20 protein-coding genes are annotated in these 21018 nt (G+C 36.5%); 12 read left to right on the top strand and 8 right to left on the bottom strand.

Going from position 1 to position 21018, the window contains the following annotated elements:
• Positions 1-16 precede the first annotated feature (16 nt).
• Positions 17-985: an oxygen-dependent tRNA uridine(34) hydroxylase TrhO gene (gene trhO / locus AC1DOS_RS06710; RefSeq protein WP_477536874.1), complete on the bottom strand. Its 969-nt coding sequence runs from the start codon at positions 983-985 to the stop codon at positions 17-19.
• Between the two features lie 327 nt (positions 986-1312).
• Here trhO and brnQ point away from each other — a divergent pair, with 327 nt between their 5' ends.
• Entirely contained in the window at positions 1313-2686 is a 1374-nt protein-coding gene (brnQ, locus tag AC1DOS_RS06705; RefSeq protein WP_477536873.1) for a branched-chain amino acid transport system II carrier protein, read from the top strand.
• A 109-nt stretch (positions 2687-2795) separates the two neighbouring features.
• On the opposite strand, the gene AC1DOS_RS06700 is transcribed toward brnQ, so the two are convergent.
• Positions 2796-3467, bottom strand: coding sequence for a GntR family transcriptional regulator (locus tag AC1DOS_RS06700; protein WP_477536872.1), 672 nt, complete (start codon positions 3465-3467; stop codon positions 2796-2798).
• Positions 3468-4138: 671 nt separating this feature from the next.
• On the opposite strand from AC1DOS_RS06700, the gene AC1DOS_RS06695 reads away from it, so the two are divergent.
• The 3 genes from AC1DOS_RS06695 (at position 4139) to AC1DOS_RS06685 (ending at position 6263) form a co-directional block, all read left to right on the top strand.
• Entirely contained in the window at positions 4139-4288 is a 150-nt protein-coding gene (locus AC1DOS_RS06695) for a hypothetical protein (protein ID WP_477536871.1), read from the top strand.
• Positions 4289-4384: 96 nt separating this feature from the next.
• Positions 4385-5020: an FMN-dependent NADH-azoreductase gene (locus AC1DOS_RS06690; RefSeq protein ID WP_108584866.1), complete on the top strand. Its 636-nt coding sequence runs from the start codon at positions 4385-4387 to the stop codon at positions 5018-5020.
• 598 nt (positions 5021-5618) lie between these two features.
• Positions 5619-6263, top strand: coding sequence for a YczE/YyaS/YitT family protein (locus tag AC1DOS_RS06685; protein ID WP_477536870.1), 645 nt, complete (start codon positions 5619-5621; stop codon positions 6261-6263).
• A gap of 90 nt (positions 6264-6353) precedes the next feature.
• Here AC1DOS_RS06685 and AC1DOS_RS06680 read toward each other — a convergent pair whose 3' ends face one another.
• Positions 6354-7337: an NAD(P)/FAD-dependent oxidoreductase gene (locus AC1DOS_RS06680; RefSeq protein WP_477536869.1), complete on the bottom strand. Its 984-nt coding sequence runs from the start codon at positions 7335-7337 to the stop codon at positions 6354-6356.
• A 226-nt stretch (positions 7338-7563) separates the two neighbouring features.
• Between AC1DOS_RS06680 and AC1DOS_RS06675 the strand changes: the two genes are divergently transcribed.
• From AC1DOS_RS06675 to AC1DOS_RS06665, 3 genes are all read left to right on the top strand, one after another.
• A complete protein-coding gene (locus AC1DOS_RS06675; RefSeq protein WP_477536868.1) occupies positions 7564-7830 on the top strand; it encodes a hypothetical protein in 267 nt (88 codons plus the stop codon).
• Positions 7831-8347: 517 nt separating this feature from the next.
• Complete coding sequence (locus AC1DOS_RS06670; RefSeq protein ID WP_477536867.1) at positions 8348-8974, top strand: protein kinase family protein; 627 nt, start codon at positions 8348-8350, stop codon at positions 8972-8974.
• 353 nt (positions 8975-9327) lie between these two features.
• On the top strand, positions 9328-9930 hold the full coding sequence (locus AC1DOS_RS06665) for a GNAT family N-acetyltransferase (RefSeq protein ID WP_477536866.1): 603 nt from the start codon (positions 9328-9330) through the stop codon (positions 9928-9930).
• Positions 9931-10272: 342 nt separating this feature from the next.
• On the opposite strand, the gene AC1DOS_RS06660 is transcribed toward AC1DOS_RS06665, so the two are convergent.
• Positions 10273-10752 (bottom strand): Lrp/AsnC family transcriptional regulator, encoded by a 480-nt coding sequence (locus AC1DOS_RS06660; RefSeq protein WP_477536865.1) that lies wholly within the window; start codon positions 10750-10752, stop codon positions 10273-10275.
• Between the two features lie 183 nt (positions 10753-10935).
• Here AC1DOS_RS06660 and AC1DOS_RS06655 point away from each other — a divergent pair, with 183 nt between their 5' ends.
• Complete coding sequence (locus tag AC1DOS_RS06655; protein WP_477536864.1) at positions 10936-11877, top strand: DMT family transporter; 942 nt, start codon at positions 10936-10938, stop codon at positions 11875-11877.
• 66 nt (positions 11878-11943) lie between these two features.
• Here AC1DOS_RS06655 and pepF read toward each other — a convergent pair whose 3' ends face one another.
• On the bottom strand, positions 11944-13764 hold the full coding sequence (gene pepF / locus AC1DOS_RS06650) for an oligoendopeptidase F (RefSeq protein ID WP_477536863.1): 1821 nt from the start codon (positions 13762-13764) through the stop codon (positions 11944-11946).
• Positions 13765-14054: 290 nt separating this feature from the next.
• Here pepF and AC1DOS_RS06645 point away from each other — a divergent pair, with 290 nt between their 5' ends.
• The 4 genes from AC1DOS_RS06645 (at position 14055) to fumC (ending at position 17953) form a co-directional block, all read left to right on the top strand.
• On the top strand, positions 14055-14879 hold the full coding sequence (locus AC1DOS_RS06645; protein WP_477536862.1) for an amino acid ABC transporter substrate-binding protein: 825 nt from the start codon (positions 14055-14057) through the stop codon (positions 14877-14879).
• The gene (locus AC1DOS_RS06640; protein ID WP_477536861.1) at positions 14833-15567 is read left to right on the top strand and encodes an amino acid ABC transporter permease; all 735 of its coding nucleotides are present in this window, start codon (positions 14833-14835) and stop codon (positions 15565-15567) included. The genes AC1DOS_RS06645 and AC1DOS_RS06640 overlap by 47 nt, the downstream gene beginning before the upstream one ends.
• A 39-nt stretch (positions 15568-15606) precedes the next feature.
• Positions 15607-16344, top strand: coding sequence for an amino acid ABC transporter ATP-binding protein (locus AC1DOS_RS06635; protein ID WP_108584879.1), 738 nt, complete (start codon positions 15607-15609; stop codon positions 16342-16344).
• A 229-nt stretch (positions 16345-16573) separates the two neighbouring features.
• Positions 16574-17953: a class II fumarate hydratase gene (gene fumC, locus AC1DOS_RS06630; RefSeq protein ID WP_477536860.1), complete on the top strand. Its 1380-nt coding sequence runs from the start codon at positions 16574-16576 to the stop codon at positions 17951-17953.
• A 474-nt stretch (positions 17954-18427) separates the two neighbouring features.
• Here the strand turns inward: fumC and AC1DOS_RS06625 are convergent, their stop codons facing one another.
• From AC1DOS_RS06625 to AC1DOS_RS06615, 3 genes are all read right to left on the bottom strand, one after another.
• Positions 18428-18730, bottom strand: a complete 303-nt coding sequence (locus AC1DOS_RS06625) for a hypothetical protein (RefSeq protein WP_477536859.1) — start codon at positions 18728-18730, stop codon at positions 18428-18430.
• Between the two features lie 432 nt (positions 18731-19162).
• Positions 19163-19765: a response regulator transcription factor gene (locus AC1DOS_RS06620; RefSeq protein WP_108584882.1), complete on the bottom strand. Its 603-nt coding sequence runs from the start codon at positions 19763-19765 to the stop codon at positions 19163-19165.
• A complete protein-coding gene (locus tag AC1DOS_RS06615; RefSeq protein WP_477536858.1) occupies positions 19762-20898 on the bottom strand; it encodes a sensor histidine kinase in 1137 nt (378 codons plus the stop codon). Before AC1DOS_RS06615 ends, AC1DOS_RS06620 begins: the two co-directional genes overlap by 4 nt.
• Positions 20899-21018 lie beyond the last annotated feature (120 nt).

Raw genomic sequence — 21018 nt, 5'->3', positions numbered from 1 at the left:
GGGTTTTTTTTATAGATTATACGTTTTGTTTTTGACGCTCAAGTTCCGCTAATCTCGCTTGATATTGCTCTTCAGTCAATTGGTGCTCCACGATATAACGATTGCGTGGATGTGTACGACATTCGTCTGAACAGCTTCGTAAGTAAAGATGTTCGTTTTCTTCTGAACAAAGAATTTTGTCGTTACATTCAGGGTTTGCACAGTTTACATAGCGTTCACAAGGCGTACCGTCAAAATGATCTTTACCGACAATGACATGCTCGACTTTGTTGATTGGCACAGCAATACGTTCATCGAAAACATACATTTGGCCGTCCCATAGCTGACCTTTTACTTCTGGGTCGGTACCGTATGCATGGATTCCTCCATGAAGTTGACCTACATCCTCATAGCCTTCTTTAACTAACCAGCCCGAGAATTTTTCACAACGAATTCCGCCTGTACAATACGTTAATATCTTCTTGCCTTCAAACTGTTCTTTGTTTTCACGCATCCAAGCTGGTAGGTCACGGAAATTTTTAATTTCCGGACGAACCGCCCCACGGAAATGACCTAAATCGAATTCGTAATCATTTCGTGCATCAATTACAATCGTATCGTCTTGTTGCATTTTTTCGTAGAATTCTGTTGGGGACAAGTATTCACCTGTAATCTCGTTCGGGTTAATGTCATCTTCTCCGAGTCCAAGATGAACAACTTCTTTTTTTGCACGTACATGCATTTTTTTGAAAGCATGACCTTCTGAAGCATCAATTTTCCACATCATATCTGCAAAACGCTCATCACTCTTCATCATGTTCATATACGCTTGGGTCTGTTCAAGTGTTCCTGAAACCGTACCGTTAATGCCTTCTGTTGAAACGAGAATGCGTCCTAATAAGCCAAGCTCTTTACACGCAGCTAAGTGAGTTTGCGCGAATAATTCAGGTTCATCGATTAATACATATTTATAATATAACAAGACTTGATAAGTATTGTTTTCCATTTTATTTAACCACCTTACATTTATGTTAATTCAATCAATAAATATATCATAAAAACGGATTTTTGACTAGAAATTTAGTGGATATATTAGTGCGAAATGTCTAGTTTACCTATCTTTCACTTTGTTACTTCTGAGGATTCAGAGTAGCATGCTCTTTAGTGTCTTTTGATTAAAAACAAACAAATAAAATTATTTAAAATATTTTATGCAATATATTKCATTTTGCGATTAAAGGGAGTAGGATTGGTTTCAGTGATATATTGCATATTGGAAATAGAAATACTCGATTAATTAACAATCAAAGAAGGTTAAATAGGAGGAAAGAGTATGGAGACTAAATTGTCGTTTTCATCGTATTTGGTTATTGGCGTTATGTTATTTGCTTTATTTTTTGGAGCAGGGAATTTAATCTTTCCGGCTTCTCTCGGCCAGAATGCCGGTTCAAATGTTTGGGTTGCTATCACCGGGTTTTTAATTACAGGAATAGGCCTACCTTTCCTTGGACTTTTAGCGATGGGGTATTCGGGTAGTCGAAGTTTACAAGATCTCGCGAGTCGAATACATCCACTGTATGCGGTTATTTTTACGTCAGTATTGTACTTAACAATCGGTCCTTTTTTTGCGATTCCAAGAACAGGTGCTGTTTCTTATGAAGTAGGTATTGCACCGTTTGTCGGTAGTGGGTATGAGCAAATAGCGTTAGGAATCTTTACAGTTATTTTCTTCGGAATTACTCTTTGGTTCTCTCTAAACCCAGCCAAACTAATTGATCGAGTAGGAAAAGTGTTATCACCAGCTATCTTAGTGCTGTTATTTGTTCTATTAATTATGGTTATTGTAAAGCCTATGGGTTCTATTGGAGAGCCTCAAGAAGCATATGCAAGTGGTGCGTTCATGAAAGGCTTTACAGAAGGTTACAATACGATGGATGCACTGGCTTCCCTTGTATTTGGGATAATTGTCATCAATACCATTCGGAAAATGGGCGTCACTTCAAAGCGTGGCATTCTGCTAGCGACGACGAAGTCCGGGGGAATTGCTATTTTACTACTCGGAATCGTTTATGTGGGAATTGCTTATTTGGGGGCAACGAGTACACAATTGCTAGGATTATTTGACTCAGGTGGTCCAGTTCTCAGCGGTACAGCTTCTCATTATTTTGGATCATTCGGAATGATCTTGATGGCGGTTATTATTTTCTTAGCCTGTTTAACTACTAGTATCGGTGTGACTATGGCTTGTGGAGAGTATTTCAATTCCTTGTTCCCGAAAATTAGTTATAAAGCTTATATTGTTATTTTTTCACTGTTCTCTTTAGTTGTTTCAAATATCGGCTTATCGAATATAATTACATACTCGATTCCGGTTTTAATGTTTATTTATCCACTTGCAATCGTGTTGATGTTACTGACATTTACATCCTCATTATTTAATCATGCAAGGCTCGTATATGTATCTGCTACGATAGTTACCTTTCTGATCAGTAGTATCGATGGTCTTAAAACCTTATGTACTTCATTAAGTATCGACTATTTTGTTTGGATGAAGCCTATTGTATCGTTTTATGAGAATACCTTGCCATTTTATAGCCAAGGTCTAGGATGGCTTGTTCCAGTATTACTGGTCATGGTAGTTACAGGAATTCTCGGACGTGTATTCAATCTATCCATTGTTCCTGTTTATAAAAAAGTAACTTCATAATAAACTAAACCCCCACATCTCTGATTATAAAACAGAGATGTGGGGGTTTTTAATTAGTTATAGCTAACAGTGACAAATAGACACAAAAAAAGACTCTGAATCTTCAGAGTCACTCTTTATCATCATCTTCACGTGAATAAAATTCTTCAATGGCACGGAGCCAATTATCTCTCATTAATTGAGAAACAAGCAGTGCGTCTCGCTTTTTCAAACAATCGATAATCGTGTCATGTTGTTGAATCGAATAAGTCGTTAAGACAATCGAATTATGGAAAAATAGTCTTCTGACATGCGCTTGTAAAGAAGCGACCATTGAAGTTATGTATGGGTTATTTGCTGCATCAACAATGATTTGATGAAACTCTTCATCAACTTTGAGAGCTAAAAAGTAATCTTCGGTGTGGACTGCTTTAGAGAAACGTTCATTAGTATCTTCTAAATTACGGATGATTTGTTCATTTAAATTCGGAACCGCAAGTTCAGCAGAAAGAGCCTGCAGAGCTGCAAGTGGTGGGAGAAGATCAATTATATCCTCTTTTTTAACTTTCGTTACTTGAGTTGCTTTTCCAGGAAACATTTCTACGAACCCTTGTACTTCAAGTAGTTGCAATGACTCGCGGATAGGCGTTCTACTGACACCTAATGCTCGAGCTAACTCGTTGTCATTTAATTTTTCTTCAGGACGTAATGTGCCATCGGTTATCCATTGTTGTAACTGATTAAAAGCATTTTCTTTTGCAGAAATACGGACAGGCTTATTATGATTCAGTGGTATGGGCATTTAGGAAACAACCTTTCCTGTCAGGCTTATTTGTATATAAAGAAACTTCTTCCATTATACTACAAATAGTATATACGTGATATATTGCAATCAAAATGCAATATACACCTTAAGGGATAGACAATGTAAGGTCACAGCTATTTTGTTGGCCTGAGCAATCCGTTGTGGACGGTAAATTAATCACTGGTCAAAACCCACAATCAACACCATTGGTCGTAAAAGAATTAGTGAAAAAATTAGGTTAATAAGAAAAGTTCAGTTTTGAGTCACTTTGTAAAAAATAAATGGCTTTTATCATTAATATAATGAAGCAAATATAACCGGTTCGGGTGGATTATTGTTTTATCCGGCTGAATGCCTTTTGTAGCAACCGATCTACTTATGAAACCAAACCATTGGCGTTGCCGCGCCTTTGGTTTGGTTTCAGTTTACCTTACTGTTGTCAACTAGTTCATTCCATCCTTTTTCATTTTCTCCTCCATTTCAGACCGAAGGCGTTAACTACCTAATCCTGAAGTAATGTCAGCTTGCTGATTGAATCAATGTTTTTGGGCAGTTTTGTTAAGGAATGATTAAAATTAATAAATTATTAATTTTCAAAATAAGCTACTGATAAGGGTAAATAATTAGTTGAATAATGGATATACTACAATTTCTGGAGGTGAAATTATATGGAAAGTAAACCACTACATTATGATGGAAGTTTCCAAAATGTTGATGCTTTAGAGAGTGAAGAAAACAACAATGAAGCATTTGCATTAACAGATGAAATACGAAAAAAAATAAGTGGAAATCCTTATATGATGAATAAAACTGAATAGGGATGTGCAATATCTCTTTTTAATTTTTTACAGTAGTTTATGAATATATATTCTAAATTATCCACATAAACAAGGAAGAAAGAAAGGAAGTACGAAATGACAAAAGTATTGTACATTACAGCTCATCCACATGATGACACTCAGTCTTACAGTATGGCAGTAGGAAAGGCTTTTATCGACAATTATAAAGAAGCAAATCCAAACGACGAAATTGTGAATGTTGACCTTTTTAAGGAAAATATTCCACAAATTGATATAGATATTTTTAGTGGTTGGGGTAAACTTCAATCTGGAAAGGGATTTGAAGAGCTTTCATCAGATGAGAAAGCAAAAGTAAGTAGACTATCAGAACTATGTGAACAATTTATTTCAGCAGATAAATATGTTTTTGTTACACCTTTGTGGAACTTTTCTTTCCCGCCAGTATTGAAAGCATATATTGATTCAGTATCTGTGGCTGGTAAAACATTTAAATATACAGAACAAGGTCCAGTTGGTCTTTTAACTGATAAAAAAGCTTTACATATACAAGCTCGTGGAGGAATTTATTCAGAAGGACCTGCAGCTCAAATGGAAATGGGTCACCGCTATTTAAATATTATTATGCAATTCTATGGAGTACCTTCATTTGAAGGCTTATTTATAGAAGGTCATGCTGCAATGCCAGATAAAGCACAAGAAATTAAAGAAAACGCAATTGCACGGGCTAAGGATTTAGCCCATACTTTTTAGAATTACTAAGGGAGCCAACACCTTAAGTAGACACGGCACCAGACTTAGATAAAAACAATAATAACATCAGATAATCCTTGTTAAACTAACGAGTGCTTTAGTTCAATAAGGGAGTAGAAAATATCTCTAACTAAACAATTAAAACGAGAAAAACGCTGAGATAATCCTCAGTGTTTTTTTATATCTTTTTCCATCACGAATATTCATTTCACCGCCGTTTTAGATGCCTAATTATATAGCCGATTCGCACAATAACTGTTAATAGATCTGTCAAAAATGCACAATTGGGAAGTAAAATAGATACAAACCTTGATATAATAATAAAAAATAGGCATCTAAATTGGGTGCCTATTTTGGGCTTTATTTACGAAAAAGTGATTCAATATTGAACGGTTTACTTAATTTTTGTATCCTTTTCTATTTAATGGTTCAACATTTCTTGATTTTTGCAGATAACAAAAAATTAATAACGAATCTTAATCCAATCTTAGTGAAAAAGCAATTTTTTATGAATTACAAAAATAGCGAATCAAGTTCAATTCATGATAAGATGATTCAATCATTCAATTGAGCGGAATATAAAAATAAAGGAGTTATTATGAAAAATCGAAGCATCATCGCAGTATTTTATTTAGTTGGATTAACGTTTTTGTCTTTGGGAATTAGTTTAATCATTTTGGCTGATTTAGGTGCTGGAGCTTGGGATGCCATGTATGTGGGGTTGAATGAACATTTTGGCCTTAGTGTAGGTACATGGATTTTTATTGTAGGGATTTTACTGATTTTCGTCAATGCGCTTCTGTTAAAAGAACGAATTGATGTTTCTGCGGTGATACCCGTACTCGGTGTGGGGTTTTTAATTGATTTTTGGCTTCTATTTGTTTTTGCTAATTTTCAAGTGCCAATGCTTGCGATTCAATTAGCAATGTTAGGTGGGGGAGTGGCAGTAATTGCTGTGGGCATTGCTTGTTATTTACAGTCTAAGATTGCTCGCAACCCCATGGATACATTAATGATAGCTATTCAAACAATCACTGGGAAAAGCATGGCTGTCTCAAAAACGATGATGGAGCTTGGCGTGCTAATCATTGCATTCTTACTTGGAGGTCCAATTGGTTTGGGTACGATTTTTGTCACCCTGATGATTGGTCCCATGATTCAGTTTTTCTATAGCCCAGTAACGAAGTTGCGTAACTATTTGTGTGAGGATGCTAATAGAGGTCCAATAAAAGTTAATTCGTAAGCAATATAAAAAAGAGTAGGGAATTCTTAGGGAATTCTCCTACTCTTTTTTGTTTGACTTACGTTCGGTCTAACAATGTACTACTGACTTTTAATGTGAAAACAAGTCTGTAGAGTGCTTCACGTGATTTTTAGTTTCTGGATTGACGAAGTGTTTTGCTGCATTTATTGCAATTGGTGCTTCACCAAATCCACAGGCGATGAGCTTAACTTTGCCTTCATAAATGTTGCTATCACCGACTGCATAAACACCAGGAAGTGTCGTTTCCATTTTAGAATTTACTTTTATTGCATGGCGTTCCATATCCATGCCCCATTCTTTCATATTCCCTATATGTGAACGGAAACCATAATTAACGATAACATGATCGGCCTTCAGTAATTCAACCTCGCCGTTTGTATTTCGCACAGCAACATGCGTAAAATTATCGCCTTCAGGTTCGAAATGATCAACAACGTATGGTGTTTTAATGACAACAGAAGACTGTTTTAGTAACTCTAGGCTATGTTCGTGAGCGCGGAAAGAATCGCGTCGATGAACAAGTGTGACAGAGTTTGCAATTGGTTCTAGCATAAGTGCCCAATCCACCGCTGAATCTCCACCGCCAAATAACACGATATCTTTGCCAGCGAATTTGCCCATGTCATCCACGAAATAATGGAGTTGAGTGCCTTCATATTGGATTGCTGCTTCGAGTTCTAAGCGTTTCGGTTCGAATGCACCATTTCCTGTCGTGAAAATGACAGATTTAGTTAAGTGTGTATCTGATTCGGTAGTAAGCTGCCATGTACCATCCTCAAGTCTAGTCATATCTTCCACTGACTCACCTGTGATGATGGTCGGTGAAAAGATAGCGAGTTGTTCTGATAAGTTATCGACTAAATCTTTTGCTCTAATTTTCGGAAATCCAGCAATATCATATATGTATTTTTCTGGATAAAGAGCAGTTAACTGTCCTCCGACATTTGGTAAACTTTCAATGATTTTAACTGACATTTGACGCATGCCTCCGTAAAATGCAGTGAATAATCCAGCAGGCCCAGCGCCTACTATTGTAACGTCATAAATTTTCATATGTAATTGAGCTCCTTGTCCGTGAAGTGTCTATTTTGATTCTACCACTTTCTAAGCTGGAGTAAGTAATTTCAAACATATTTCAGTCGAAAGTCCTAGTGAAATACAAATAGTTCAACTATATCTGGTAGTAGGTCTAAATCCATATTCTACAAATAACATGTTTGTTACTTGTGCTGAAGGGAATAATACAAACAAGTCTAATAATTCTAAAGGAGGCATTTTAATGACTAAAGAAAATGAGTTTCCTGAATTTGAACCCGAACATACAGAAGTAGAAAAGCGTCAGAAGCAGCAAGAAGAGAACGAAAAAGAATTGAAGCAAAATCAAAAACTTCATGATAACCGTGGAGAACAAGTTATTAATAATCCACAAGAAGATTATCAGGGTGAAAAAGATTTAAACAATCAATCAAATGAAAATCAAAACGAACAAAATTTAAATGACCTTACAAATGATATTGCGAATAAACAGGGTAGGAACTTTAATTAAAGTGTATAAACGGCAAAATATTTTGGGAAACCGGTAATCCATACTTTGTGGATTACCGGTTTTTTATTAGTGTGTCTCAGTAGACATAGACAAGCGTTCGGTAGGTGGTAACAATATGCTAAATATAGTGGCTGCAACAACACCTCGATAATTCATTGTTTATTGATTTTAAGTAGCACAATAAATTTCGATTCCCGCAATATGTATGACAAGAATAGTTGGATAATATGCGAGTTTTTCATATTTAAAAGGTCTATGGATGAACATAATTGACGATTGGTCGAGGTAGGGCCTATACTTACGATACAAAGTTAATATTTATCTTCCATTAAGGGGAGTAGCTATACAGCAAAATCGTCAATACAGGATTGTCAGTCCTCGGCTTTGTTGGCAACTTCAGTTGTTTGCGAGACCTTACCAATTATTTGGTGAGGTCTTTTATTTATTTGAGACGTTGTGACCAATTTTTGGTTATATCGTCTCTTTTTATTTATTATAATGTATAGGAGGTTAATGCTTGAACACATATCAAGAACTTGCAAATACAGTGGTGATATCCCCCAAGAAAAATCGATTACTTCATTATGATGATTCACTAAAACTCATAGGGACTGGAAGAAGTGCATTTGTTTTTCGAATTAATAATTCAAATAAAGCAATTAAGTTATTCTTTCCTGATTTTACTTACATCGCAAAAGAAGAAGCTGATATATATTTAGCATTACAAGATATATCCTATTTCCCGACTATTTATGATTCTGGTCTTAATTATATTGTCATGGATTACATTGAGGGACGTACCTTATTTGAGTGCGTGAATCAAGGCATTCCGATTACGACCGATCATATAAAGGAAATTGACACCGCACTACTATTAGCTGCTAATAAAGGATTAAATCCTTCCGACATTCATCTGAGAAATATTATAATCACATCCAATAATGACATCAAACTAATTGATGTCGCACGGTTTAGACAAACTAAGGATTGTACCCAATGGAGTGATTTGAAATCAGTCTATCTTCTTTATTATAAGAAGCCATATTTTCCGAAAAAAATTCCTGCACCTGTCATGAACACGGTTGCTTTTTTCTATAAAAAAAAGTTAATCCCTCCTCATTTGTCCTCTCCAAAGAGGGATTAGACATTCAAAGCGGCAGTTTTCAACAACTGCCGCTTTTTTACATGGAAAAATCTTTAGTACAATGGGGATCAGTTCATTTAAGACGAAAGGCAAAATAAAAGGGAAAATTCAGAAGGGATTCGATGGAAAGAGGATACGGGGGCTAACTTCCTAGTCGTGGTGTTATGTCAACCTACGGTGTATGCGAGATGCATGCCAGTTCAGAGATTGAATCGATGGCTGGCCGATGGATCATCCAGTTTCTTGTTCAACTAACGGGGCAGTTTAGTTGAACAAGGATTTTTATGAAAGTTTATAGAAAAGGATTAAGAAGTTGGATTTTATTTTATGAGTTTATTTGAGAGGGTGACAGGATGATTAACTATTCAGGAACACCAACGATAGAAACCGACCGTTTAAGCCTAAGAAGATTAGAACTCACAGATGCTCAAAGCGTCTTTGACAATTGGCTTTCAGACGAACGGGTAACTGACAATCTAATTAAAGGAGCACATAAGACTGTTTCGGAAACAATTGAGAGGGTGGCTGGGATTGTAAGTGAATATGGCAGTGAAAAATTTTGTTACTGGGGTATTCAACTGAAAGCTAGCGGTGAACTAATTGGGGCAATCGATTTCTTTAATTTTGACAGTGCCACTGAAAACTGTGAGGTAGGTTATTCGCTTGGATATAAATGGTGGAATCAGGGCTATGGGACTGAATCGTTAAAATCGGTTATGGAATTTGGCTTTAGGCATATGAATATCCATAAGATATCCGCAGCACATAACCTCGATAATGCGGCTTCTGGAAAAATTATGAGTAAAGTTGGTATGGAACAAGAAGGAACGATTAGGCACATGATTCGTAATGCCAAGAATCAATACAAGGACTGTGCTGTTTATGGACTTCTCCAAGAAGATTATTTAAAAAACACTGCCAGAGCCCATACATCTATCATTAAGGTAGAATTGTAAAATACGGGCTTAAGTTGTTCAACTAACGGATGCTTTAGCTGAAAAACAAGTTGCCTTAAAAGGCAGCTTGTTTTATTGACTTAAAGCCCCTGTTACTTCCCAATCCGGGTGTTATGTCACCTGGATTGGGAAAATTGTATTAGATTCTAATTATGAATTCAGTGCGGATTTTTTAAATCATTCTACCCGGTCAAGTAAGAAATCAGTCATATAGCCAAACTGTTTTTGTTGACGACCGTCAAATCATTTTTCAAGTAATAATCAACTAATTCAGAGATAATCGCCCCTTCACCATGCTTGAAGCAGCACTGGTAGTTCACCTGAAACTTGGATAACAGCCCTCTAAGGAATTAATATAGGCAAGATGGTGGAGTGTTTAATTTCTCGAAGAGCTAGGCTTGTTTGGATGCGAGAGATGCCCAGTTTGTTAAGTTTGCGAATAAATTCTTCTAGACCTTGTCGATTTTTATTAGCCACTTTTAATAAATAATCATATTCACCTGTAAGGCAATGACATTCCAATACTTCTGGCATGGCTTCTAAGCTGTTTTCAAGGATTTCCAATTGCCCGGCTTGATGGATATCAGTACTTATGAAGATATAGCAAAGAAGGTCAAATCCCAATTTTTGCTGGTCTAGAATTGCGACTTGTTTTTGGATATAGCCTTCGTTTTCTAAACGTTTAATACGAGCGTGAGTAGCAGGTGGTGATAAATTCACACGTCGTCCAAGTTCAGCGTTACTAATATTCGCTTGTCTTTGTAAAATATCGAGAATTTGAAGGTCGATTGAATCGAGTGCTTTATTAATAGGCGTTTCCATGTAGATGCTCCTTTGCGGTTTATTCTGAAATCTCAATAATAAAACGATGAATATGGAATAAGTTAAGGTTTTTGTTGTATATTCTTTTGATTATATCGAAATTAATGAGAATGACAAAATAATATATGGTGTAAACCTTTATCATGCTAAAATTATCTTATAGCCATGAAGGGGTTGTAGGTCATGCCGTATTTATATTATTTTTTATTATTATTTACAAGTTTTTTATGGGGTGGGAATTTTGTTGTCGGAAAAACGTTAGTTGATCATGCTTCTCCGGTAACTTTGACCACATTGAGATGGTTAATTGCAGTCCTTTGTCTTATTCCAATTGTCTGGTGGAAAGAAAAGAGTCTTTCGGTATCACGAAAAGCGATTCTTCCTTTGCTACTAATGGGAATAACAGGCGTTGTATTATTTAATCTCTTTCAATTTCTTGCGTTAGATTTTACTTCAGCTACGAATGTAGGGTTGATCTCTACGTTAAATATGTTTTCCATTGCCTTGTTTTCCTTTTTATTTTTGAAAGAAAAGATAAATACATGGCAGTTAGGTTCAATGTTGATTTCATTTGTTGGCGTGCTTTTAGTTCTTTCAAAAGGACACTTCGAGATGCTATTTTCAATTGGTTTCAATAAAGGAGACTTATTGATGGTTGCAGCTGTTTGTGTATGGGGATTGTATTCGATCGTAAGCAAATGGGCGATGAAGTATACAACACCATTGATGGCTACGTTATATTCTGGGGTTTTTGGCGTTATTGTATTAATTCCTTTAAATGTACACGATTTTACTATTACGAATTTGAATGCATCCTTTGTGCAATCTATTTTATACACAGGTGTTGTATCGACTGTGTTGTGCATGTTGTTATGGAATATTGGTGTCCAAAAAATAGGCGCAACAACATCAGGCATGTTCTTAAATTTTAATCCGATTTTCACAGCTTTCATTGCTTTTATGTGGCTAGGAGAAAGACTGACTCTGATACAAGGGGTGGGGAGTGTGACTGTAATCGTTGGATGCTTCTTGTTTACTTTTTTCAAACAAAAGCTGAATGCGCTTCCGACTTTACCTCAACTTTATATAGATGAAAATCTCCCATCATCTATTGCCAGAAAGTGATAAAAATATAATAATATAAAAACGAACCTGAACCACGTTAATCGTGGTTCAGGTTCGTTTTTTATATTATTTAGTAGTTACTGCTTCAATTTCTTCTGTTAATTTCACCAATTCATCAACTAATTCTCCGATGTAGGCAATAGTGTCACGAAGAGGTTTTTCAGTTGTTATATCGACACCTGCCATTTGAGCAAGTTCAACTGGTGACTTTGTGCCACCTGCTTGAAGAACTTCTAACCACTGGGCAACTGCGGGTTCGCCTTCTTCTAATATGCGTTTTGATACTTGTGTTGAAATTGTTAATCCAGCACTGTACGTGTAAGGGTATAAGCCCATGTAGTAGTGGGGCTGGCGCATCCAAGTTAATTCAGCACCTGGTGTAATGTCGACTGCATCACCCCAGAATTCTTCTAATACGCCACGTTTGATTTCATTTAATATCCCCGCATTAACATTGTGACCTGCATTCACACGTTCATATACTTTTCGTTGGAAAGCAGCTTCGAGTAARTGTGTTACGAAGTTATGGTAGTAAGTACGTGACACGATAGACGCTATAACCCAACGCTTGAACTTTGGATCGTCTGAGTTCGCAAGTAAGTGATTCGCCATTAACATTTCATTCATCGTCGATGGTGCTTCGATGAAGTACAAGGATGGGCGAGAATTAAAGACGTTCTGTTTTTTATGTGCATTATAGAAATGGCCTGCATGTCCAAGTTCATGAGCTAATACAAACACCTCGTTCATGCGGCTGGACCAAGAAATTAAGATGTAAGGATGTGAACCGTATGGGCTAGAACAGAAAGCACCAGTGGATTTCCCTTTATTTTGCGCAAAGTCAATCCAACGCTCATCAAATGAACGGTTGACCATGTCTAAATAATCGTCACCCATAATGGCAAGTGCATCATTCATATATTTCTTTGATTCTTCAATCGTAATTTTAGGTTCATAAGAAGGATCTAATGGAATCTTCAAGTCTGCAAATGTCATTTCCTCTAGGCCGTGAACGTCTTGAAGAAGTTTTGCATACTTACGCATATGTGGTGAAAGTTCGCTCATGATTAAATCGATTTGACGATTAAATAGGGATTGGTCAACTTCTTGTCCAAATAATAAATGATCAAACATATTGTCAAAACCACGTAAATCTGAGGTCGTTTTTTCAATTTGCACTTTCATATCATATGTTTTTGCAGTGGTGTGCTGATAGTTTTTAATTTGATTGGAGAATGACTCGAATGCAGCACGTCGTATCTCAGTATCCGTTTCTGCTTCCCAGTCTCCTTCAAACAATACGTAGCTTAACGGGTATTTCTTGCCGTTAACTTCGAAATCTTCAAAAGATAAATCGACCATTTTAGTTGTATTGTACAACTCGTAAGGACCACCGAATGAAGAAGAGTACGCGGCTAACGTTTTCTCCACTTCAGGATGAAGCTGATGTGGTTTTCTGCGAATTAATTTTTTTAAGTAGTGACCAAATTCATCTGAGTTTTTCAATGCGTCTTCTAATATTTCTACAGGTAACTCTAGTAATTCACTATCCACAAATGATAGTTTACTGCTTAAATTTGCAGAGACTGAACCGAATTTAGCAGAACGCATCTGTGCATCGCTATCTGTTTGGTCTGTACTGTAAGCGAGGCTTGCGTAAGTACCGATTGGAACGAACTGTTCATAAATTTGTGCATACCCTTTTAAAGCATCTACAGCCGACTGTGCATCTTTGATACTACCTTTGAATTTTGTGCAAAAAGCATCTACTTCTTTTTCAAGTTGTACAAGTGCAGTTTGATAAGATTCTTCTGATGTGAATAAGTCTTGTAAGTTCCACGTTTCGTCTTTTTTAACTTCTGAACGTATAGGTAAACTTTTAACCATCTTCATCTCTCCCTTTTATTACGGATATCGAACTAATAATAAGTATAATTGTATTTGTTTAAACATTCACTCTTTTTTATGTGGTATTGATTAATTTTTTTCAATTAAAAGGGAATTGATAAGTTGATGGAGATAGATTTTTTTCATCATTTTTTGAAGGAATTAAATAAAAGTGATAATTCTTAATAATTCGGGTATTAATAGGTGAAGATATTTATTTTGACTGGCGGTTTTTCATGTTATAAGATGAATAATACCAAGCAAGTCTATCTGAATTAGGAGGAATAGAAATGAAAAAAATTAGTTTAGTACTATTAATGATACTAACAGCTGTTTTCGTATTATCAGCTTGTGGAACTGCAAAAGATAATAATGCAAAAAAAGACGATAATAACACAGGATCGACAGAAGGAGATTTATTAGCGAAAGTGCAAGAAGAAGGAGAGTTATTAGTTGGTACAGAAGGTACATACCCACCATTCACTTACCACGATGAAACGGGTAAATTAACTGGTTTTGATGTTGAAATTGCTGAAGAAGTAGCTTCACGTTTAGGCGTTAAAGCGAAATTCATGGAAACACAATGGGATGCTATATTTGCAGGACTGGACTCTAAACGTTTTGACATGATCGCTAACCAAGTAGGTATTAATGAAGAACGTATGGAGAAATATGATTTCTCTGAACCATATATTTCATCGGTAGCTGTATTAGTAACACAAAAAGGAAATAAAGATGTGAAAAGCTTTGAAGATATTGATGGTTTAAAATCAGCACAATCTTTAACAAGTAACTATGCAGAAATTGCTAAATCAAATGGTGCAGAATTAGTAGGAGTTGATGGATTCAATCAAGCGATAGAATTGTTAAACTCAAAACGTGTAGATGTTACAGTTAATGATAATCTTTCTGTTTTAGATTTCTTAAAACAAAAACCAGATGCAAATATCCAAATTGTAGACGAAGCTGGCGATGCAGCTCAAAGTGGCTTGATGTTTAATAAAGACAACGAAACGTTAGTGGAAGCTGTAAATGGAGCATTAAAAGAAATGATTGAAGATGGCACATATGAGAAAATTTCAGATAAATGGTTCGGCGAAAATGTTTTGGAATAATTTTTCTATCGACCCTGAAAAAATGGAGCGCTCCTTAGATATTGCACAATCTTCCCTTCAGCCTTTGCTGGAGGGTGCTCTTGTATATACGCTTCCTTTATCACTAATCACTTTCGTTGTTGGTCTTATATTAGCTATACTTACAGCTTTAGCTCGAATATCTACAGTTAAGCCTTTCCAATGGATTGCACGTTTTTATGTGTCCGCAATTCGTGGTACACCTTTATTAGTACAACTATTTATCCTGTTTTATGGATTGCCATCAGTTGGAGTGGTCATTGATCCATTCCCAGCAGCAGTAATTGGTTTTTCATTAAACGTTGGAGCGTATGCTTCTGAAGTCATTCGTGCAGCTATTTTATCCATTCCAAAAGGTCAATGGGAAGCAGCACATATGATAGGGATGTCATATACGCAAACATTGAGACGCGTAATTTTACCACAAGCAACACGCGTTTCTATTCCACCGCTATCGAATACTTTTATTAGTTTAGTAAAAGATACTTCATTGGCCTCTTTAATTCTTGTAACGGAAATGTTCAGACGTGCACAAGAAATTGCTGCCACCAATTATGAATTTTTGCTTTTATATACTGAAGTAGCAATTATCTATTGGATTATCTGTTTCTTCCTTTCGCTTATCCAAGGTCGATTGGAACATCGCTTCGATCGCTATGTATCGAGATAACTCAATTGAATAAATGGATGAAGAAGAAGGGAGCATAAGATGATTTCAATAAATGGATTACACAAAAAATTTGGGGATCTTGAAGTACTAAAAGGAATTGATTTGCAAGTCAACAAAGGCCAAGTAATTGTTGTCATTGGACCTTCTGGATCAGGGAAAACAACGTTACTGAGATGCTTAAATATACTAGAAGTTCCGACTGCTGGTAGCATCACAATTGATGAACAAACTGCAGATTTCTCTAATACCGTGAATAAAAGAACAATAGATTTACTGAGAAGAGAGTCAGCAATGGTTTTCCAACATTACAATCTCTTTCCTCATATGACCGCTCTTCAAAATGTTATGGAAGGACCGGTCATCGTGAAAAAGATGTCAAAAACTGATGCAAGAGCTAAAGCCGAACAGTTGTTGAATAAAGTAGGACTCGGAGACAAGCTTGATTTCTACCCACATCAATTATCAGGTGGGCAACAACAACGAGTCGGCATCGCGAGAGCATTAGCATTAGAACCTAAAGTAATGCTGTTTGATGAACCAACGTCAGCCCTAGACCCAGAGTTAGTTGGAGAAGTATTACAAGTTATGAAAGACTTAGCGAACGAAGGAATTACCATGATGGTTGTCACGCATGAAATGCGATTTGCAAATGACGTCGCAAACGAAGTCATCTTTATGGACCAAGGGAAAATCATCGAGCGCAGCAAACCAAGTGACATGTTTACACATCCAAAAGAAGAACGTACAAGACAATTCTTAAACTTGATTCAATCATAAAAAAGAGCACTTCTTATTCAAACCATCACAGGTTTTAAGGAGTGCTTTTTTGTATTTTTTAGTGAAATATACGGTTAGTTAATTGGGAATACTGAAGTGGTCTATGGTTTTCTAAGCCTAACTGGTTCAAGATTTACGTTATTTCATGTTATTCTATTAAAAGATATAATTTTCTGTCTTTTAAAAATGTAAGAATTTATTTTTAAAAATTCTTTTAAGGAGAGGTTTCATGAAATTCAGAATGGAGCACGATTCCATTGGAGAGATTCAAGTACCCGCTGATAAAATGTGGGGAGCACAAACACAACGTAGTAAAGAAAATTTTGTCATTGGATCTGAATTAATGCCAATTGAATTAATTCATGCCTTTGCCGTATTAAAGAAGGCAGCTGCAAAAGTGAATTATGATTTAGGTACCTTGTCCAAAGATAAGATGCAGGCAATTTCTCGTGCAGCTACAGAAATTAGCGAAGGAAAGTGGAATGAACATTTCCCGTTAGTCGTTTGGCAAACAGGAAGCGGTACACAATCCAATATGAATGTGAATGAAGTAATTGCCTATCGGGGGAATCAATTGTTGAAGGACGATGGGAGCGAAGAATTGCTTCATCCAAACGATGATGTGAATAAATCCCAAAGTTCCAATGACACATTTCCAACAGCCATGCATATCGCAGCTGTAGAAGTTATTCAGACCTTGTTGTTGCCGGAACTTGAACGATTACGCACAACTTTTAGTAATCAGGAAGAAGAATTTAAAGATATCATCAAAATTGGTAGAACCCATTTACAAGATGCGACCCCCTTAACATTAGGACAAGAAATAAGTGGCTGGAAACATATGGTTGTTAAAAGTGAGGAAATGATTCGTGAAAGTTTGGTTCATGTATCGGAGCTTGCTATTGGAGGGACTGCTGTCGGGACTGGTATAAATGCTCACGCAGAGTTTGGGGACCGTGTAGCAACTGAAATAAGTGAAGACACGGGTCATAAGTTTGTATCGTCTTCTAATAAATTTCATGCTCTAACGAGTCATGATCAGTTGGTGTATGCACATGGAGCACTGAAAGCATTAGCAGCTGATTTAATGAAGATTGCAAATGACGTCCGGTGGCTAGCTAGCGGTCCTAGAAGTGGAATTGGTGAAATTACAATCCCAGCAAATGAGCCAGGAAGTTCAATTATGCCAGGGAAAGTAAATCCTACTCAAAGTGAAGCATTGACGATGGTGGCAGTTCAAGTCATGGGGAATGATGCGTCTATTGGCTTCGCCGCAAGCCAAGGCAACTTTGAATTAAACGTCTTTAAACCGGTCATCTTCTATAACTTCATGCAATCCGTCAGGTTACTAAGTGACAGTGTGCGAAGCTTCCATGACCTTTGCGTCGCTGGTATCAAACCAAATGTGGAACAACTTTCACACCATGTCAGCAATTCGCTCATGTTAGTAACTGCATTAAATCCCCATATAGGCTACGAAAATGCAGCAAAAATTGCCAAACAAGCACATGAAAACGGCACAACATTAAAAGAATCCGCACTTCAAAGCGGCTTATTAACAGAAGAAGAATTCGACAGAATCGTAGACCCTTCTAAAATGATTAAATAAGCATTGAATGCAGAAAAAAGACTGAGCCTTTTAGGGGTTCAGTCTTTTTTAAAAAACAAATTTTTGTTTAGTTGTAAAAGTAAAATATTGGAATACAAATTAATGGCTTTTAATTGCTTACAAGTGAAATCGCAGGGGACTTTGGAAGGCACTGTACTGCACCTTTACATATGCAGAAAAGTAGTAATAAAAATAAAAGAAGCAAAAAGAGGCCGAAATAGCATCTTCGGCCAAATATCTACTTAAAATAAGCAAAATATTCTTTAGTAAATCAAACCAGTATCACTAAGTCCATCAAGGTTGAAAGGGAGCGAATGACGTGCACCCGCCGCAGGATGATCTAAAAAAAGAGGGATGGGCAAGTGACCAAGTCACTTACCCATCCTTATTTATTCTCTAGATCAAGGTGCAGCAGGGAAAAGCGTCTGGAGCGACCTTTAAACTTGTTTGAATATCAAAAATGTAATTACAACGTTACATCAAATCTGGAAACTTATCTGCTTCCTCTGACACAACAAACGCAAGGTCGTCATTGCCGAACAACTGAAGAACTTCAATGAGAGTGCCAGAATCAATATCAAGCTCCATTATTGGTTCGTTACTATCGATAATAGTTTTAATTGCTTCATTTGGCCCTTGAGAGGGATAAGCCTTTTGATAAAGAGCAAAAGGATCAATCTTATGATTTTGACACCACTGTACAAACAATTGAATCATGACTTGTTCATCTTCTTGATATTTCTGGATAATAAATTCGGTTATACTTTTTTGATCCATCGACAATTACTCCTTTAACCCCTCATAAACGAAAGAGTAYATTTGCGCCTAGCATGYAMAGGAACGAWGGTTAAAAACGCCACGTCCTGCTCCTGCGGTTACTCGTCGCAAAAWGCMAWGCGAGAAATTGCTCCTGCGGTTACTCGTCGCAAAAWGCAAWGCGRGAAATTGCTCCTGCGGTTACTCGTCGCAAAAAGCAATGCGAGAAACTTTGTGGCAACCMCTTCATGGCCCACTTCCTGTTGGCTCATGCGGCTAGCGCAAATGTATGATAAACAACAGTAAAGTTTAACTTAGACTCTTATAAAAAGAGAGAATTTGCTTCCTTACTATCCAAACACAATTTAACTATTAGAAATGCTATGTTAATGAAAACTCTCTATATGAAGCGCAAATGTATGATAAACAACAGTTTAGTTTTAACAGAGCTACTTATTTAAACCAGCCTTTTTCCTTAAATCTCGAAATAGCTTCAATCCGATTCGTTACATCCAATTTATCCAAAATGACGGAAATATAGTTTCTCACAGTACCTGTCGTAATGTACATCTGACTAGCGATTTCTTTCGTATTTTTCCCGTTTGCAATGAGTTCGAGAACTTGATGCTCACGGTCGGTTAAAGGGTTATCTTCTCCGCTATAAGCAAGATCGATAAGTTCAGGAGCATAGACGCGACGACCTTCCATAATACTGCGAATTGAGTTCGCCAAGTCTTCACTTGGACTATCTTTTAATAAATACCCCATGACGTTGGCTTTTCGCGCACGTTCAAAATAACCAGTTCGAGCAAATGTCGTAAGAATAATGACTTTGCAATCATGCTCTTTTAACTCTTCTGCAGCATCTAAACCCGTTTTGGAAGGCATTTCAATATCCATAATGCACACATCTGGATTTAATTCATGGACCAAATTAAGAACTTCATCACCATTATGAGCTTTTCCTACAACTTCCATGTCATCCTCCAAATCGAGTAATGACCCAAGTGCACCAAGTAACATGCGTTGATCTTCTGCTAACACAATACGAATCATGATAAATCCTCCTTAACCGATTGTAGGATAACGTGAGGTACATGTATATTAAGGGTTGTGCCATCTAAACCTGAAATCTCTAAATGGCCATTAACGAACTCTAACCGTTCCTTCATTCCGCGTAATCCGTTTCCATCTAAAAATTGTCTATCCTTCTCAAAACCAATTCCATTATCTTGTACTTGAAGAAATAATTCAGTTTGAGTTTGTTTAATTAAGACATGGCAAAATGATGATTGACTGTGTTTTACAACATTGGTGACGGCTTCTTTTAAACACATGCTTAGGACGTTTTCGACAAGCAACGGAGTATCTTTTAATACTGGATTCCCTTTTACTCGAAAATCAATATCGGCTGCTTTTAAGATCTGTTGTACACGTAACAGTTCCTCTTCTAGTTTACCAGCACGCATATTGGAAACGAGTTCTCGCACTTCTTTTAATGCAATTCGAGCTGTGTGGTTAATATCAAGAAGTTCTTGCTTAGCGCGAAGGGGATCTTTTTCAATTACTTTGCTAGCTAAATCACTTTTTAACCCAATTAAAGAGAGCTTTTGACCTAATGTATCATGTAGATCACGTGCAATTCTTTGGCGTTCCTGCGAAACAAGCAATTTAGAAATCCGTTTGTTTGCATTTTCTAATTGACCTTCTAATTTTTCTTGTTTGTTCCGATTGTAAGCATTAAATGGCAATAAAATAACGCCAATTACACCGATAAGAATAAAAGGGAATTGTGAAACAAATAAGTCGGATTGAGTAAAAAAGCCAATACTGACGGACACCATTGTGGTAACGAGGTGAACGACATACATTGTGATAAAACCAGCCTTATTACGAATGTTACCAATGAAAAATGCTAAGAATAAGGAAAAATATAGATACCCAAATAAAATAATTAATGTAATGCTTATGGCTATTTGAACGGCAATCCAAACATACATACGCCATCCTTTGGAAATAAAAGATTGACGATAAGTTAAAAAGAACGCAACTACTAAAAGCAATCCAAGAAAGCTTTCAGAAGGGGAATAGGATTTAAATATATAAAATAACGGCAGAATACAAAATATAATCCAAATATAAATACTGACATACGGGTTTTTAGGGAATATTTGATACCAACTTTGCATAAATGCCTCCATGATTTCTTAACGTTGTAGTACCAATAGTATAACAGACAGAAAAACCATTCCATGAGCGGAATGGTTTTTCATGTATATTATTTTCCTTCCATGCTTGAACGTTTTGTT

The organism is Paenisporosarcina sp. P5_A11 (assembly GCF_056400705.1).
This window is presented reverse-complemented; position numbering and strand designations above follow the sequence as displayed.

Coding starts and splice junctions, on each gene's coding strand:
- trhO (WP_477536874.1), bottom strand. CDS start 985: ATGGAAAACAATACTTATCAAGTCTTGTTATATTATAAATATGTATTA.
- brnQ (WP_477536873.1), top strand. CDS start 1,313: ATGGAGACTAAATTGTCGTTTTCATCGTATTTGGTTATTGGCGTTATG.
- AC1DOS_RS06700 (WP_477536872.1), bottom strand. CDS start 3,467: ATGCCCATACCACTGAATCATAATAAGCCTGTCCGTATTTCTGCAAAA.
- AC1DOS_RS06695 (WP_477536871.1), top strand. CDS start 4,139: ATGGAAAGTAAACCACTACATTATGATGGAAGTTTCCAAAATGTTGAT.
- AC1DOS_RS06690 (WP_108584866.1), top strand. CDS start 4,385: ATGACAAAAGTATTGTACATTACAGCTCATCCACATGATGACACTCAG.
- AC1DOS_RS06685 (WP_477536870.1), top strand. CDS start 5,619: ATGAAAAATCGAAGCATCATCGCAGTATTTTATTTAGTTGGATTAACG.
- AC1DOS_RS06680 (WP_477536869.1), bottom strand. CDS start 7,337: ATGAAAATTTATGACGTTACAATAGTAGGCGCTGGGCCTGCTGGATTA.
- AC1DOS_RS06675 (WP_477536868.1), top strand. CDS start 7,564: ATGACTAAAGAAAATGAGTTTCCTGAATTTGAACCCGAACATACAGAA.
- AC1DOS_RS06665 (WP_477536866.1), top strand. CDS start 9,328: ATGATTAACTATTCAGGAACACCAACGATAGAAACCGACCGTTTAAGC.
- AC1DOS_RS06660 (WP_477536865.1), bottom strand. CDS start 10,752: ATGGAAACGCCTATTAATAAAGCACTCGATTCAATCGACCTTCAAATT.
- AC1DOS_RS06655 (WP_477536864.1), top strand. CDS start 10,936: ATGCCGTATTTATATTATTTTTTATTATTATTTACAAGTTTTTTATGG.
- AC1DOS_RS06645 (WP_477536862.1), top strand. CDS start 14,055: ATGAAAAAAATTAGTTTAGTACTATTAATGATACTAACAGCTGTTTTC.
- AC1DOS_RS06640 (WP_477536861.1), top strand. CDS start 14,833: ATGAGAAAATTTCAGATAAATGGTTCGGCGAAAATGTTTTGGAATAAT.
- AC1DOS_RS06635 (WP_108584879.1), top strand. CDS start 15,607: ATGATTTCAATAAATGGATTACACAAAAAATTTGGGGATCTTGAAGTA.
- fumC (WP_477536860.1), top strand. CDS start 16,574: ATGAAATTCAGAATGGAGCACGATTCCATTGGAGAGATTCAAGTACCC.
- AC1DOS_RS06625 (WP_477536859.1), bottom strand. CDS start 18,730: ATGGATCAAAAAAGTATAACCGAATTTATTATCCAGAAATATCAAGAA.
- AC1DOS_RS06620 (WP_108584882.1), bottom strand. CDS start 19,765: ATGATTCGTATTGTGTTAGCAGAAGATCAACGCATGTTACTTGGTGCA.
- AC1DOS_RS06615 (WP_477536858.1), bottom strand. CDS start 20,898: ATGCAAAGTTGGTATCAAATATTCCCTAAAAACCCGTATGTCAGTATT.